The organism is Branchiibius cervicis, assembly GCF_042661605.1.
GTDB classification, from domain to species: domain Bacteria; phylum Actinomycetota; class Actinomycetes; order Actinomycetales; family Dermatophilaceae; genus Branchiibius; species Branchiibius cervicis.
Window position 1 is genome coordinate 707,557 of sequence record NZ_JBHSWJ010000002.1, and the last position, 11,789, is coordinate 719,345.

Annotated in this window: 16 protein-coding genes; 7 read left to right on the forward strand and 9 right to left on the reverse strand. The window is 68.8% G+C overall.

What is annotated here, in order from left to right:
- Positions 1 to 8: 8 nt before the first annotated feature.
- The gene (locus ACFQBT_RS03990) at positions 9 to 416 is read right to left on the reverse strand and encodes a hypothetical protein (protein ID WP_377820561.1); all 408 of its coding nucleotides are present in this window, start codon (positions 414 to 416) and stop codon (positions 9 to 11) included.
- 643 nt (positions 417 to 1,059) lie between these two features.
- On the opposite strand from ACFQBT_RS03990, the gene ACFQBT_RS03995 reads away from it, so the two are divergent.
- A complete protein-coding gene (locus ACFQBT_RS03995; RefSeq protein WP_377820562.1) occupies positions 1,060 to 1,638 on the forward strand; it encodes a L,D-transpeptidase family protein in 579 nt (192 codons plus the stop codon).
- A 60-nt stretch (positions 1,639 to 1,698) separates the two neighbouring features.
- Here ACFQBT_RS03995 and ACFQBT_RS04000 read toward each other — a convergent pair whose 3' ends face one another.
- Genes ACFQBT_RS04000 through ACFQBT_RS04010 form a run of 3 tightly spaced genes read right to left on the reverse strand, consistent with a single transcriptional unit; the run spans position 1,699 to position 4,436 of the window.
- Entirely contained in the window at positions 1,699 to 3,213 is a 1,515-nt protein-coding gene (locus ACFQBT_RS04000) for an aminopeptidase P family protein (RefSeq protein ID WP_377820564.1), read from the reverse strand.
- A gap of 33 nt (positions 3,214 to 3,246) precedes the next feature.
- Positions 3,247 to 3,861 (reverse strand): hypothetical protein, encoded by a 615-nt coding sequence (locus ACFQBT_RS04005; RefSeq protein WP_377820566.1) that lies wholly within the window; start codon positions 3,859 to 3,861, stop codon positions 3,247 to 3,249.
- A 5-nt stretch (positions 3,862 to 3,866) separates the two neighbouring features.
- Positions 3,867 to 4,436, reverse strand: a complete 570-nt coding sequence (locus ACFQBT_RS04010) for a hypothetical protein (protein WP_377820567.1) — start codon at positions 4,434 to 4,436, stop codon at positions 3,867 to 3,869.
- Positions 4,437 to 4,496: 60 nt separating this feature from the next.
- On the opposite strand from ACFQBT_RS04010, the gene ACFQBT_RS04015 reads away from it, so the two are divergent.
- Genes ACFQBT_RS04015 through ACFQBT_RS04025 form a run of 3 tightly spaced genes read left to right on the forward strand, consistent with a single transcriptional unit; the run spans position 4,497 to position 6,216 of the window.
- Positions 4,497 to 5,360, forward strand: a complete 864-nt coding sequence (locus ACFQBT_RS04015; protein WP_377820569.1) for a PHP domain-containing protein — start codon at positions 4,497 to 4,499, stop codon at positions 5,358 to 5,360.
- Positions 5,357 to 5,941 carry a RecB family exonuclease gene (locus ACFQBT_RS04020; RefSeq protein ID WP_377820571.1) on the forward strand — a complete coding sequence of 195 codons (585 nt, stop codon included), beginning with the start codon at positions 5,357 to 5,359 and terminating at the stop codon, positions 5,939 to 5,941. The genes ACFQBT_RS04015 and ACFQBT_RS04020 overlap by 4 nt, the downstream gene beginning before the upstream one ends.
- Complete coding sequence (locus tag ACFQBT_RS04025; RefSeq protein ID WP_377820573.1) at positions 5,938 to 6,216, forward strand: hypothetical protein; 279 nt, start codon at positions 5,938 to 5,940, stop codon at positions 6,214 to 6,216. Before ACFQBT_RS04020 ends, ACFQBT_RS04025 begins: the two co-directional genes overlap by 4 nt.
- On the opposite strand, the gene ACFQBT_RS04030 is transcribed toward ACFQBT_RS04025, so the two are convergent.
- Together ACFQBT_RS04030 and ACFQBT_RS04035 are read right to left on the reverse strand one after the other, a co-directional pair.
- Positions 6,203 to 6,568: a LuxR C-terminal-related transcriptional regulator gene (locus tag ACFQBT_RS04030; RefSeq protein ID WP_377820575.1), complete on the reverse strand. Its 366-nt coding sequence runs from the start codon at positions 6,566 to 6,568 to the stop codon at positions 6,203 to 6,205. The genes ACFQBT_RS04025 and ACFQBT_RS04030 overlap by 14 nt on opposite strands.
- A complete protein-coding gene (locus tag ACFQBT_RS04035) occupies positions 6,510 to 8,033 on the reverse strand; it encodes a DEAD/DEAH box helicase (RefSeq protein ID WP_377820577.1) in 1,524 nt (507 codons plus the stop codon). The genes ACFQBT_RS04030 and ACFQBT_RS04035 overlap by 59 nt, the downstream gene beginning before the upstream one ends.
- A gap of 182 nt (positions 8,034 to 8,215) precedes the next feature.
- On the opposite strand from ACFQBT_RS04035, the gene ACFQBT_RS04040 reads away from it, so the two are divergent.
- Positions 8,216 to 8,914 (forward strand): ferritin-like fold-containing protein, encoded by a 699-nt coding sequence (locus ACFQBT_RS04040; RefSeq protein WP_377820578.1) that lies wholly within the window; start codon positions 8,216 to 8,218, stop codon positions 8,912 to 8,914.
- Between the two features lie 59 nt (positions 8,915 to 8,973).
- Here ACFQBT_RS04040 and ACFQBT_RS04045 read toward each other — a convergent pair whose 3' ends face one another.
- The 3 genes from ACFQBT_RS04045 to ACFQBT_RS04055 all read right to left on the reverse strand — a co-directional run bounded on the left by ACFQBT_RS04045 (position 8,974) and on the right by ACFQBT_RS04055 (position 10,361).
- Positions 8,974 to 9,243: a GlsB/YeaQ/YmgE family stress response membrane protein gene (locus ACFQBT_RS04045; RefSeq protein ID WP_377820580.1), complete on the reverse strand. Its 270-nt coding sequence runs from the start codon at positions 9,241 to 9,243 to the stop codon at positions 8,974 to 8,976.
- Between the two features lie 111 nt (positions 9,244 to 9,354).
- On the reverse strand, positions 9,355 to 9,576 hold the full coding sequence (locus tag ACFQBT_RS04050) for a DUF3107 domain-containing protein (RefSeq protein ID WP_377820581.1): 222 nt from the start codon (positions 9,574 to 9,576) through the stop codon (positions 9,355 to 9,357).
- Between the two features lie 77 nt (positions 9,577 to 9,653).
- Positions 9,654 to 10,361, reverse strand: coding sequence for a TetR/AcrR family transcriptional regulator (locus ACFQBT_RS04055; RefSeq protein WP_465252284.1), 708 nt, complete (start codon positions 10,359 to 10,361; stop codon positions 9,654 to 9,656).
- A 24-nt stretch (positions 10,362 to 10,385) separates the two neighbouring features.
- Here ACFQBT_RS04055 and moeB point away from each other — a divergent pair, with 24 nt between their 5' ends.
- Complete coding sequence (gene moeB / locus ACFQBT_RS04060) at positions 10,386 to 11,459, forward strand: molybdopterin-synthase adenylyltransferase MoeB (protein ID WP_377820584.1); 1,074 nt, start codon at positions 10,386 to 10,388, stop codon at positions 11,457 to 11,459.
- Positions 11,452 to 11,754 (forward strand): MGMT family protein, encoded by a 303-nt coding sequence (locus tag ACFQBT_RS04065; RefSeq protein ID WP_377820586.1) that lies wholly within the window; start codon positions 11,452 to 11,454, stop codon positions 11,752 to 11,754. The genes moeB and ACFQBT_RS04065 overlap by 8 nt, the downstream gene beginning before the upstream one ends.
- Positions 11,755 to 11,789 lie beyond the last annotated feature (35 nt).

Genomic DNA, 11,789 nt, shown 5'->3' on the forward strand with positions numbered 1-11,789 from the left:
GGCTCAGGTTATCCCGCCGCGTGGAGCGGACCCGTGGCGCGTGGACTCACCGCCCAGATCTTGCCCGCTGCACGCCACCGATGGAGCAGCTCCTCGGTGGGCACGCCCTGCCGCGCGGCGACGAGGTCCGCGACGCAGCCATCCCAGCGGGGGTCGTGCGGGGCGATGAGCTCGACGTGAGCCTGCAGGGGACCGGTCGGCGTGTGGTTGTCCCGTTGGCGCAGGATTACCTCGGACGGGTCGGGCAGGACGGGTAGCTCTTGTTCTCCGGCTCCGGAGATCACCAGCGCGGTGCCGTCCTCGTGGGAGGCCCGGGCGAACCAGGCAATGTGACGGGGACCGCCGGGTACGCCGATCCACAGCACCGTGGAACGGGTGATCGCCGTCCTGATCCTGGTTGCGACGTCATCGGCCATGGCTGGCAGTGTATGTGACCCCGACCACAGAACTTTGAAATTGAACTTTTCGATTTCGAAGTATATACTCGGTGTATCAGATCGGAAACCCCGCCGGTCTTCGTGAACACAGTCTTTGAAGGAGGCGACCATGTTCCAGCAAGTGCCTATGACCAGGGCCACCGCGGTCGTCGTCAACGCTGCGCAATCCACCCGCATCGAGCGGGCCCTGCGCCGTCCGTCGAACCGCCGCCGCTGACCCCCGGCTCCGAGCCCGGTCCGCAATTCACAGCGACGCTGCGTGAGCAGCGTCGCTGATTTATGATTTCCGCACGTACGTCGTTCGAATCGGGCAGGTTTGTCCGATTCGCCGCCCGTGGTGCTCCTTACGTCGTGACCAGCATCACCGATCACGACGAGTCCAGCCGTAGACCCGCTTCGGCTGGTTGCCGAAGGAGCCGATACCCGTGACCACCAGGACCTCCACACCCCCGAATCGCCAGACGACGCCGGGACCCTCACGCGCCGTACGGCGATCATCGCCGCAGCAGGTGCCGGCGCCCTGGGCGCCGGCCTGCTACTCACCCCGTCAGCACAGGCGCAGACCAGGCAGTCCGCGCCCGCGCTGGTGCGGGCGGGCGCAACGCGCACGTTGAAGCGTGGGATGTCCGGGCCGGACGTCAAGGCGATGCAGGCCAAGCTGTACGGACTGCACTATTGGATGCCTGGTGTCGACGGCGTGTTCGGCTACGGCACCCTGCAGGCGGTGTGGGCCTTCCAGAAGTCCCACGGCATGGCCCGCACCGGAACCTGGGGACCGGCCGAAGCGGCGGCCGTGCTCAAGGCCAAGACGCCGGGGGTGCGATACAAGGGCACCTACCGCATCGAGGTGGACAAGGCCCGGCAGTTGCTGCTGGTCAACTGGGGTGGCAGCGCTCGCTGGGTGTTCAACACCAGCACCGGAGCCAACAAACGCTTCTTCGCGTGGGGCCGGTGGTACAGCGGGTCGACTCCGACCGGCACCTGGAAGATCTACCGCCGCAACACCTCGGGTTGGGTGACCGGGGCGCTGGGTTCGATGTACAAGCCGTACTACGTGGTCGGCGGTATCGCCATCCACGGTTCCGCGGACATCCCGCCCTACAACGCCTCGCACGGCTGTTGCCGCCTGTTGCCTGCGGCTCAGGACTTCCTGATCCGCTCCAGCTTCCTGTACCCGTCGCGAATCGTGTCGATCTACTAGGAGTTGGAGCTAGCCACAGCGAGCGCTGCCCTGCGCAGCGCCCGCTGTGGCCAGCTGTCGTCAGTCCAGCACACCCCACCGGCCGGCGATCCACGCCTCGACAGCGTCCGGGTCGCTCGGGATCGCAGCGGACAACACCTCGCAGCCCTCCTCGGTGACCACGACGTCGTCCTCGATGCGCACACCGATGCCGCGCAACTCCTCCGGGACCAACTGGTCGTCCTTCTTGAAGTAGAGGCCGGGCTCGACGGTCAGCACCATTCCCGGTTGCAACTCGGCCTCCATGTACTCCGAGCGCAGCGCAAGCGCACAGTCGTGCACGTCCATCCCGAGGTGGTGGCTGGTGCCGTGCACCATCCAGCGCCGGTGGTACTGGCCGTCGTCGCTGAGAGTGGTCTCCAGATCGACGCCTTCGGGCAGCAGGCCCCACTCCAACAACGTCTCGGCGATGACCTTGATCGCGGCCGCGTGCACGTCGGAGAACTTCGCACCGGGGCGGACGGCCTCGATCCCGGCCCGTTGCGCCGTCAGGACCGCTTCATAGACCTTGCGTTGGGCCTCGGAGTACCGACCGTTGACCGGCACCGTGCGGGTGATGTCAGCCGTGAAGAGCGAATCCAGCTCGACGCCGGCGTCCACCAGGATCAGGTCGCCGTCACGCACCTCGCCGGTGTTCTTGATCCAGTGCAGTGTGTTGGCGTGATCGCCACTGGCACAGATGGATTCGTACCCCACGCCGTTGCCGAGATGGCGTGCGTGCAGACCGAAAACACCCTCGATCCAACGCTCGCCGTGGCCCCGGCGGACCGCCTCGGGCAACTCCTCGATGATCGCGTCGAAGCCGTCGGCGGTGGCCGCGACCGCGCGGCGCATCTGCTCGATCTCCCATTCGTCCTTGACCAGCCGCAGCACGGACAGGAACTTCGCGAGCGCTTCGTCGCCCTCCTGCTCGGCAGCGACCTGCGACTCCTGCGCGGTCGACTCCTGCGTGCTGCCGCGGACCTTGTCCACGGCGGCAGTCGTGACGGGGTCGGCGTCGCGCACGACCCGCACGGTGACGACTCCCGCGTCCTTTGCAAGGGCGTCGGGCAGTTCGTCGATGTGCCGGGCGTGGATACCCAGCTCGGCCTCCACGTCGGCCAGGGTCGGGCGGGCACCCACCCAGAACTCGCCGTACCGCGAATCACCGAAGAACTCCTCGGTGTCGCGTCCGGCCAGCGGCCGGAAGAACAGCACCGCGTCGTGGCCGCCGTCGGGCTGCGGTTCGAGCACCAGCACCGCGTCGGGCTCCCGATCGGCGCCCAGGCCGGTCAGGTGCGCGAAGGCGGTGTGCGGCCGGAAGATGTAGTCGGTGTCGTTGCTGCGCACCTTCAGGCCGCCGGCCGGGATCACCAGACGGTCACCGGGGAACGCGGCGGAGACGGCCGCGCGGCGACGTTGTGCGTACGGCGCGACCTCCAGGCGGTCCGGCACGGCGGTGTCCCGCGGTGCCCAACCCGAGGCGACGAATTCGCGGAAGGCCCCGGAGGACGGGCGGCTGCGGTGTTCGGCGGTCGGTTGCTCTTCACTACTCACCCAGCCATGGTCGCACGCAGCGGCGACAACGGCTCAGGGTGCCGTCCACGACCAGGAGGCCAGGATGGCGTCCTGCGTGGATTTGAGGCTGGCGGCCGAGGCCGTGGAGGAGGTGAAGGTGGTGACGTAGATCGTGCCGCCGTGGATGACGAAGTACTGCGTCTGGGTCAGCGCCTGGCTGCCGGTGGTGCCCGTCTTCGGCGTACTGCTGGTCACGACGTAGCCCTTGGCCGGCTCCCCGCCGATCGTGCGATCGGCCGCATCGGTCACGGTGGCCCCGCGCTGCCGGAAGGTGATGGCGCCCTGTTTGGCCAGGTCGCCAAGTGCCGGGAGCGGTGCGACCGTGCTCGTGGCCACGGTGAAGGTCGGGATGACCCCCGAAACCGGCTGCGGAGCCTTCAGATACGTCGTGACGCCCTTGGTCTGACGACCGGCGTCCACGACCCAGGCCGCGGGTTGGACGAAGGCGTAGGCGCCGTAGACGCTCGCGCCCGTGGCCGTCGTCGTCACCGGGGTCGGCGCGGGTGTGGTCGATGTGACGGTGGAGCCGGTCGTGCCGACCGGCGCCGAACTGCCGCCGCTGCAGGCGCTCAGCGCGCCGATGCTCATCGCGACGCCGAGCGCAGCAGCGCCGGCGCGGCGCGTCACCGCGCTCAAACCCGGGACGCCTTGACGGCGTTGTAGTAGTCGGAGGACTCCCGGCGCCACAGCAGGTAGGTCGCACCCACCCCGAGCGCCATCGTGACCACGTAGTAGACGAAGGTGGCCAGGTTGAACCCGCCCAGCAGATTGGCCACGGTGAAGAGCACGTTCAGCACCGTCAATACGGTCGCGATGATGCGCGCGATGCTGTTCCCCTTCTTGTTCGTGTGCGCCAGGATCACCCACAACGCCACGAAGATCGCGCCGCTGATCATGCTCATCAGCCACGCCTGAGAGGTGTAGCTGTCGAGTTTGGACAGGTCCCACGGCTTGGTCTTCGTCGGGTCCTTGGCGTACGCCTCGACCAATGCGGCGTGCTGCTTCTCCAACGTCTCGCGGATCGCGGACTTGGAGAAGGCCGCGATCACGACGTTGATCAGTGCGACCACCGCCCCGGCGTACATCAACGCCACCGCCTGGCGGATCGACTTCGGCGGTGCGCCGACCGCGCCGGTGCTGCTTTCGAGGGTCGGCGCAGCGGGCAGCGGCTCGGGTGCGGGAGTGGTGCCGGGATCTGACATGTCCACACCTTCTCAAACCGGGGCGGTGATGACCCAATCAACGCGCAGTACGCTGCGCCGGTGGCCATCGATCCGCACACCCATTCCCGGCACAGCGACGGCACCATGACCCCTCGGCAGATCGTCGGGGCAGCGCGCGCTACGGGCCTGGACGTGGTGGGCCTGACCGATCACGACAGTACGGCGGGCTGGGACGAAGCCGCCGACGCTGCCTCGGCAGCCGGCATCGGGTTCCTACCCGGTGTGGAGATCTCCTGCGCCCGGGACGGGATCAGCATCCATCTGCTCGGCTACCTGATGAACCCGGCCGATCCTGGATTGGTCCGCGAGTTCGACCGCACCCGCAGCGACCGCGACAGCCGCGCCCGACGGATCGTCGAGCGGTTGGGCCCCGACACCGGACTGACCTGGGAGGAGGTCGTGGCCCACACCCCGGCTGGTGCAACGATCGGCCGCCCGCACATCGCCGACGCCCTGGTCGCCCGCGGCGTCGTGCCCGACCGGTCGGCGGCGTTCGAAGACCTGTTGCGGACCGGCGGTCGCTACTACGTGTCGCACTACGCGCCCGACCCGGTGGACGCCGTACGACTGGTGAAAGCCGCTGGGGGAGTGTCAGTCATGGCCCACCCGCTCGCTGCGGCCCGCGGCCGGGTGGTGGACGAGTCGGTCATCGAGGAGATGGCCGCGGCCGGCCTGTGCGGCTTGGAGGTCGATCACCGCGACCACTCGCCCGAGCAGAGGGCGCACGCGGCGGCCATCGCCGAGGGGCTCGGCCTGGTGCGGACCGGATCCAGTGACTTCCACGGCGCCGGCAAGCCCAACCAGCTGGGCGAGTACACCACGAGTTCCGAGGCGCTCGCGGCCCTCGTGGGCCAGGCCAACGACCCCGGCGCGCACTCGGTGGGTCTGGAGCGGTGGCTGTGACGGCGGAACAACCCGCCCTGGACCGGCAGTTCGACGACCCGATCTACCGCCGCCCCTACCGCGCCAGTCCGACCCGGCTCCTGACCTACCTGGACTGCCCGCGCCGTTATCGCTTCGCCTACCTGGACCGCCCGACCCCGACCAAAGCGCCACCGCGGGCGCACACCCTGGTCGGTGTCGTCGTGCACAACGTGCTGCGCGACTTCTGGGACCTCGCCCCCGGTCAGCGCACCCCGGATGCGGTGGCGAGAGGGTTGGCCGCCGCCTGGAGCGATACCGGCTTCCGGGACGCCGCCCACTCCGCGACGTGGCGCGCGCGGGTGACGCAGGAGGTCATCGAGTACTTGCGCGGAATCGACCGGGGCACCCAGCCGCGCGGCGTCGAGCGCTCGGTGAGTCTGCCGGTCGGCCGGGCCCTGCTGATCGGCCGCATCGACCGGATCGATGACCGCGACGGCGAACTGGTCATCGTCGACTACAAGACTTCCCGTAAGCCGATCGACGACACCGCGGCGCGGGTCTCCTCCCGCTGGCGTTCTACGCGGCCGCAGCCGGTCGGCTGTTCCGGTCTCGTTGCGTGACGGTGGAGCTGCACCACGTGCCCACCGGAGAGGTCGTCGCTTACGAGCACACCCGCGAATCCCTGGATCGCAAGCTGGCAGAAGCCGATTCGATCGTCGCCGACCTGATCGACGTGGACCAGTCCTACGAGCAGCAGGGCACCGCCTCGACCGCCTTCCCGCCGCGGCCGGGGGCGATGTGCCGGTGGTGCGACTTCCGGGAGCACTGCCCCGAAGGCCAGGCGGTGGGGTCGGCGGCGCTGCCCTGGGAGGCTCTGGAACCTACTTCTGCGTGACGCCGAGGGTCCAGGCGATCTCCGAGCGCTGAGCGATCTGCAACTTGCGCAGGATCGATCCGACGTGTGTCTTGACCGTCTTCTCCGAGATGTCCAGGTGCTGGGCCAGCTGGGCGTTGGTCAGCTGGTCCAGCGCGATGAGCTCGGCGATCTCCAGCTCGCGTCCGGTCAGCCCGGAGCGTACGTCCGGTAACTGCGAGGGCGCGTCCGGAGCGACCAGTCGCACGATCTCCTCGCTCATCCGGTCGGTCACGCGCAGGCTGTGCGCCAGCGCGTCCGCGGCGTCGGCGGTGTCAGCTGCCGCCTGCGCCTCCACCAGCGAGCGCCGGATCAGCGCCAGGCGCTCGGCCACGGCAGCGGCCACCTCCTCCGGGTCCGCCGCCGGGCCGGTCATGACCGGTCGGCCGACGGCGTGCTGCCGCCGGGGCTCTTGCGAGTACGACGACGACGGCGCTGCGATCCCTCCCGCTCCGAGCGCTCGCCGCGCTGGTGACCGCTCGACGTACGCCGATCCGAAGCTGAGCGCCCTTCTCGCGCGGGCTTGTCGGACGTCTGGGGGCGCCGACCCGGCCGGTGACGTCGGTGGGAATGTTGAGCTGCTGGTACAGGTGCTCGGAGGAGGAGTAGGTCTCCTCCGGTTCGGGGACGCCCAGGTCGAGGGCTTTGTTGATCAACCCCCAGCGCGGCATATCGTCCCAGTCGATGAAGGTGACCGCGATACCGGTGTTGCCGGCGCGGCCGGTGCGACCGACGCGGTGCAGGTAGGTCTTCTCGTCCTCGGGACACTGGTAGTTGATCACGTGCGTGACGTTGTCGACGTCGATGCCGCGGGCGGCGACGTCGGTGGCGACCAGGATGTCGACGGTTCCTTTGCGGAAAGCGTTCATCGAGTGCTCGCGCGCACCCTGGCCGAGGTCGCCGTGCAGAGCGGCCGCGTTGAAACCGCGCTCCGTCAGCTCGTCGACGACCTTCGCGGCGGTGCGCTTGGTGCGGGAGAAGATGATCGTGCGGCCGCGGTCGCGGGCCTGCAGGATCCGGGCCAGCATCTCCACCTTGTCCATCGCGTGAGCGCGGTAGAAGAACTGCTCGATCGCCTTGACGGTGTGCTGGTTGTCGCCGTCCTCGTGCATAGCGCGGATATGCGTCGGCTGGGTCATGTAGCGCCGGGCCAGCGTGACCACCGCGCCGGGCATGGTGGCCGAGAAGAGCATCGTCTGACGCCCGGCCGGAGTGAGGGCCAGCAGCCGCTCGACGTCGGGCAGGAAGCCCAGGTCGAGCATCTCGTCGGCCTCGTCGAGCACGACGGTGCGCGCATAGCCCAGGTTGAGATGCTTCTGGCCGGCGAGGTCCAGCAGACGGCCGGGGGTACCCACCACGACCTCGACCCCGGTTTTCAGGGCGTCGATCTGCGGTTCGTAGGCCCGTCCGCCGTAGAGCGTGACGACCCGGATGCCGCGGCGCTTGGCGGCGGTCTCCACATCGCCGGCGACCTGCACCGCCAGCTCGCGGGTCGGGGCCACGATCAACGCCTGCGGCGCGCCGGGAGCCGGCAGATCGGCGTACCCCGGATCGCCGGGCGCGATCACGCGGTTCAGCACGGGGACCCCGAAGCCCAGGGTCTTGCCGGTGCCGGTCTTGGCCTGGCCGATGATGTCGTGCCCGGACAGCGCGACCGGCAGGGTCATCGCCTGGATGGGGAAGGGGTGCACGATGCCCGCGTCGGCGAGGGCGGCCACGATGTCCGGGTGGACGTCGAAGTCACCGAACGTGACGTCGTCGGCAGCAGCGGGATGTTCAGTTTGGGTGTTCTCAGTCAACAGATCCTCGATCGGTGGGGCCGCGGAAGCGACCGGGTAGGGAGCCGATCGGAGGTCTTCAGATGGTCTGCGTACCACTGACGGGGCGCTGACCTGCGGTGAAACAGGGGTGTCTATCGTCTGGGCCGACCGGGCACCGGTTTATGACCCAGCCATTCTATCGCGAGTCATACACTTCACTCATGATCGAACACTCCGGCACGGTCGCATCTGCGGGGACATCATCGGTGCCGGAGGCCGGGGTGGCCAGTTTGCTGGGTGTACTGGCCTACGGCGAGTTGATGGCCTTCTTCGACGTCGCCCGGGTCGCGGAGATGGCTCCGACCGTCAGGTCCCAGCAGGAGCTGGGGGCGCTGGCCGCGCGGGAGTACGCCGTGTACGAACAATTGTCCGGCCGGTTGCGGCAGATGGGCGTCGAGCCCGCCGAGGCCATGCAGCCGTTCCATGAACCGTTCGACAACTGGCACGCCCGGATCACGCCGGCGGACTGGCACGAAGGTCTGATGAAGATCTACGCCGGTGCGGCGATCGCCACGGACTTCTACCGCGAGTTGACCGACGTGCTGGATCCGCAAACCGCCGCCATGGTCCGCGAAGCGCTGCCGGACGACGAGCAGGCCGCGCTGGCCCGGACCGCGTTGCTGGAGGCCATCGAGCAGGACGACCGGCTCGCCGGACGGTTGGCTCTGCTCGGCCGCCGGATGATGGGGGAGGCGTTGTCTCAGGCGCAGCTGGTGGCGCTGGTCAACGACGACCTGCTGGACCTGATCATGGACCGCGGTACCGGGCAGGGTTTCGACCTGGTCGGATTCCAACAGTTGCTGGCCCGACTCGGCGAGAAGCACACGCGGCGGATGGCCGCACTAGGGCTGGACGCGTAACAGGCGACAGAAAAGGGCCGCAGGCGGATTGCCTGCGGCCCTTTCTCGTGATGCGTTGCTCAGGCCTTGGAGCGCCCGCGCAGTTGCTCGTAGACGGGGATGAGGATGACCGCAACGACAACGGACAGGACCCACGAGATCCAGGGGATACCGCCGTTGGAGTTCTTGTACGTCGTCAGGCCGAGGATCAGACCGACGACGAAAGCAGAAACCACACCGATGAGCACCGTCTCCAGCATGGACAGGTTCTGGGGGCCGGGCCGGACAAGCCTGGCGACGACACCCACGATGGCCCCGACGATGATGGATCCGAGGATGGACGCAAGCATGAGTTGACTCCGATCGATTGGGCGCGCTGGTGCGCACCTCTGACTCAACTGTCTGTGAATATCCTCGGCCGGGCAACGCGACGCGCCGACCCCTAGGGGTGAGGTGCCTGCTCAGCCGCCGAATCCGACCCGGCCGCGCGACTCGGCGCCGATGTCGACGTAGCCGATCTTGGCGCCGGGGATCAGCACGGTGTGACCGTGCTCGTCGGTCAGGCTGAGGGTGGCCGGGCCGGCGATCGCTTCCTCGACCAGCTTGCGCACTTCGACGCCGGTCAGTTCGGACTCGACGACGACTTCGCGGGCGACGTCCTGGACGCCGATGCGGATCTCCACGGAATTGCTCCTTCGACTTGCGGTGAATGCTGCGGGTGCGGTGGGAACCGCGCCCCTGGCGACAGCGTGCCACGCAGTCAGCTGGCCGTGACCTCCGACCCGACGGTGTCGAGGTCGTCGCCCACCTTGGGGAAGTCGGCCAGCCCCCGCCAACCCAGTGTGGCCACCAGGGAGACGGCTTCGTCGCGCGGAATGCTGCCGCCGCGTTGTACCCAGTAACGCGCCACGACCTGGGACATTCCCACCAGGGCCACGCCCAGCAGCTGGGACTGCTCGTTGGACAACCCGGTGTCCTCGGCGATGACTTCCGCGATCGCTGCCGAGCACTCGGTGCTGATCCGCTGCACCTGGTGGGCCACCGCGGGTTCGTTGATCAGATCGGACTCGAAGACGAGGCGGAACGCTGCGTCCTGGCGGTCGACGAATTCGAAGAACGCCGCGACGGCGGCGGCGAAGCGAGTGGGGTTGTCCGTGGTCGAGGCCAGTGCGGCTCGGACCAGGTTGATGACCTCGTCCGTGTGCTGGTCGATCAGCGCCAGGTAGAGGTCGAGCTTGCCCGGAAAATGTTGGTAGAGCACGGGTTTGCTGACCTTGGCACGGTCGGCGATCTCGTCCATCGCCGCGGCGTGGTAGCCCGACTCCACGAAGACGGCCTGTGCCGCCTCCAACAATTGCGCCCGGCGGGCCGATCTCGGCAACCGTCCGGAACGGCCCGGCTCCTGCACTCTGACTCCTTGCGCTCGGTCGGGGTCTAGCCCGGTGGGACCGGCCGACCCTGATGACATCCCTGCGATCCTATGCTGACAGGTGTGATCCACATCGCGTCGGACCGTGCCCGGTACGCCCGCCAACTGCGACTGCCCGGCGTGGGAGTGGCCGGTCAGGAGCGGCTCGCGGCGGCCCGGGTAGCCGTGGTGGGCGCGGGCGGACTGGGTTCCCCGGTGTTGAGCTATCTCGCGGCCGGCGGGGTCGGCGCCTTGACGGTCATCGATCCCGACGACGTCGAACTGAGCAACCTGCACCGGCAGCTGGTGCACGACGAGTCATCGGTGGGGCTGGCCAAAACGGAGTCGGCGGCCGCCGCGCTGCTGGCGCTGAACTCCGCGACCACGGTGCGCACCCACTCGGTGGCCATCGACGCGGACAACGCCGTCGAACTCCTCGCGGGCCACGACCTCGTGGTCGATGCGACCGATTCCTTCGACGCGCGGTACGCGACCAACGACGCGGCGGTGGCCCTGGGCATTCCGATGATCTGGGCGGCCATCGACCGCTTCGCCGGCCAGGTCGGGGTCTTCTGGGCCGGGCGCGGACCGTGCTATCGCTGCATCTTCCCGGCGGCTCCCGCCCCGGGCACGGTGGCGACCTGTGCTGAGGCAGGCGTGCTCGGAGCGCTGCCCGGGGTGGTCGGCTCGGTGCAGGCGCTGGAAACGCTGAAACTGCTGCTCGGCATCGGGGAGCCCCTGATCGGCCGGGTGCAGTGTTATGACGCCCTGAGCGCCGACTGGTCGGCGCTTCCCGTGCGTCGCGACCCGTTGTGCCCGATCTGCGCCGACGTGCCCGACGTTCCCTGGAGCGCTCACACGGACCCCGAGGTCGCGTTGGTGTCGCCGGCGGAGGTGGAAGGGCATGACGGCGTCCTGCTGGATGTGCGCACCGACGAGGAGTACGCCGCGGGGCACCTGCCCTCGTCGGTGCATCTGCCGCTGGATTCGCTCCTGGCCGAGGGTGTCCCTGCCGGACTCACGACCGCCCAGCCGTGGATCGTCTACTGCCAGGCGGGCACCCGGTCCGCGATCGCCGTACGTGCGCTGGCGGATCTGGGAATCTCCGCCCGCTCGCTCGAGGGCGGCTACGCCGCGTGGCAGGCGGCGCGTGACTGACGCCCTGCCGCCCCTGGTCGAAGCGGTGCTCGACGTCGTCGAGGCGATCCCGCCGAGCCGGGTGATGAGCTACGGACAGATCGGTGCGCTCGTGGGTGTGGGCCCGCGGCGGGTGGGCAATGTGATGTCGACGTACGGCGCGCTGATGCCCTGGTGGCGCGTCGTCCGGGCCGATGGGCGGCCGGCGACAGGTCACGAGCAACGTGCCCTGGAACTTCTGAGGTCGGAGCGAACGGTACTGGTATCCGGCGGTTCCCGGGTCGATATGGATGTGGCACGGTACCTACCGGCCTAGGCCCGGCGGAGGTTGTCGGTGGGGGATGTTGGGAT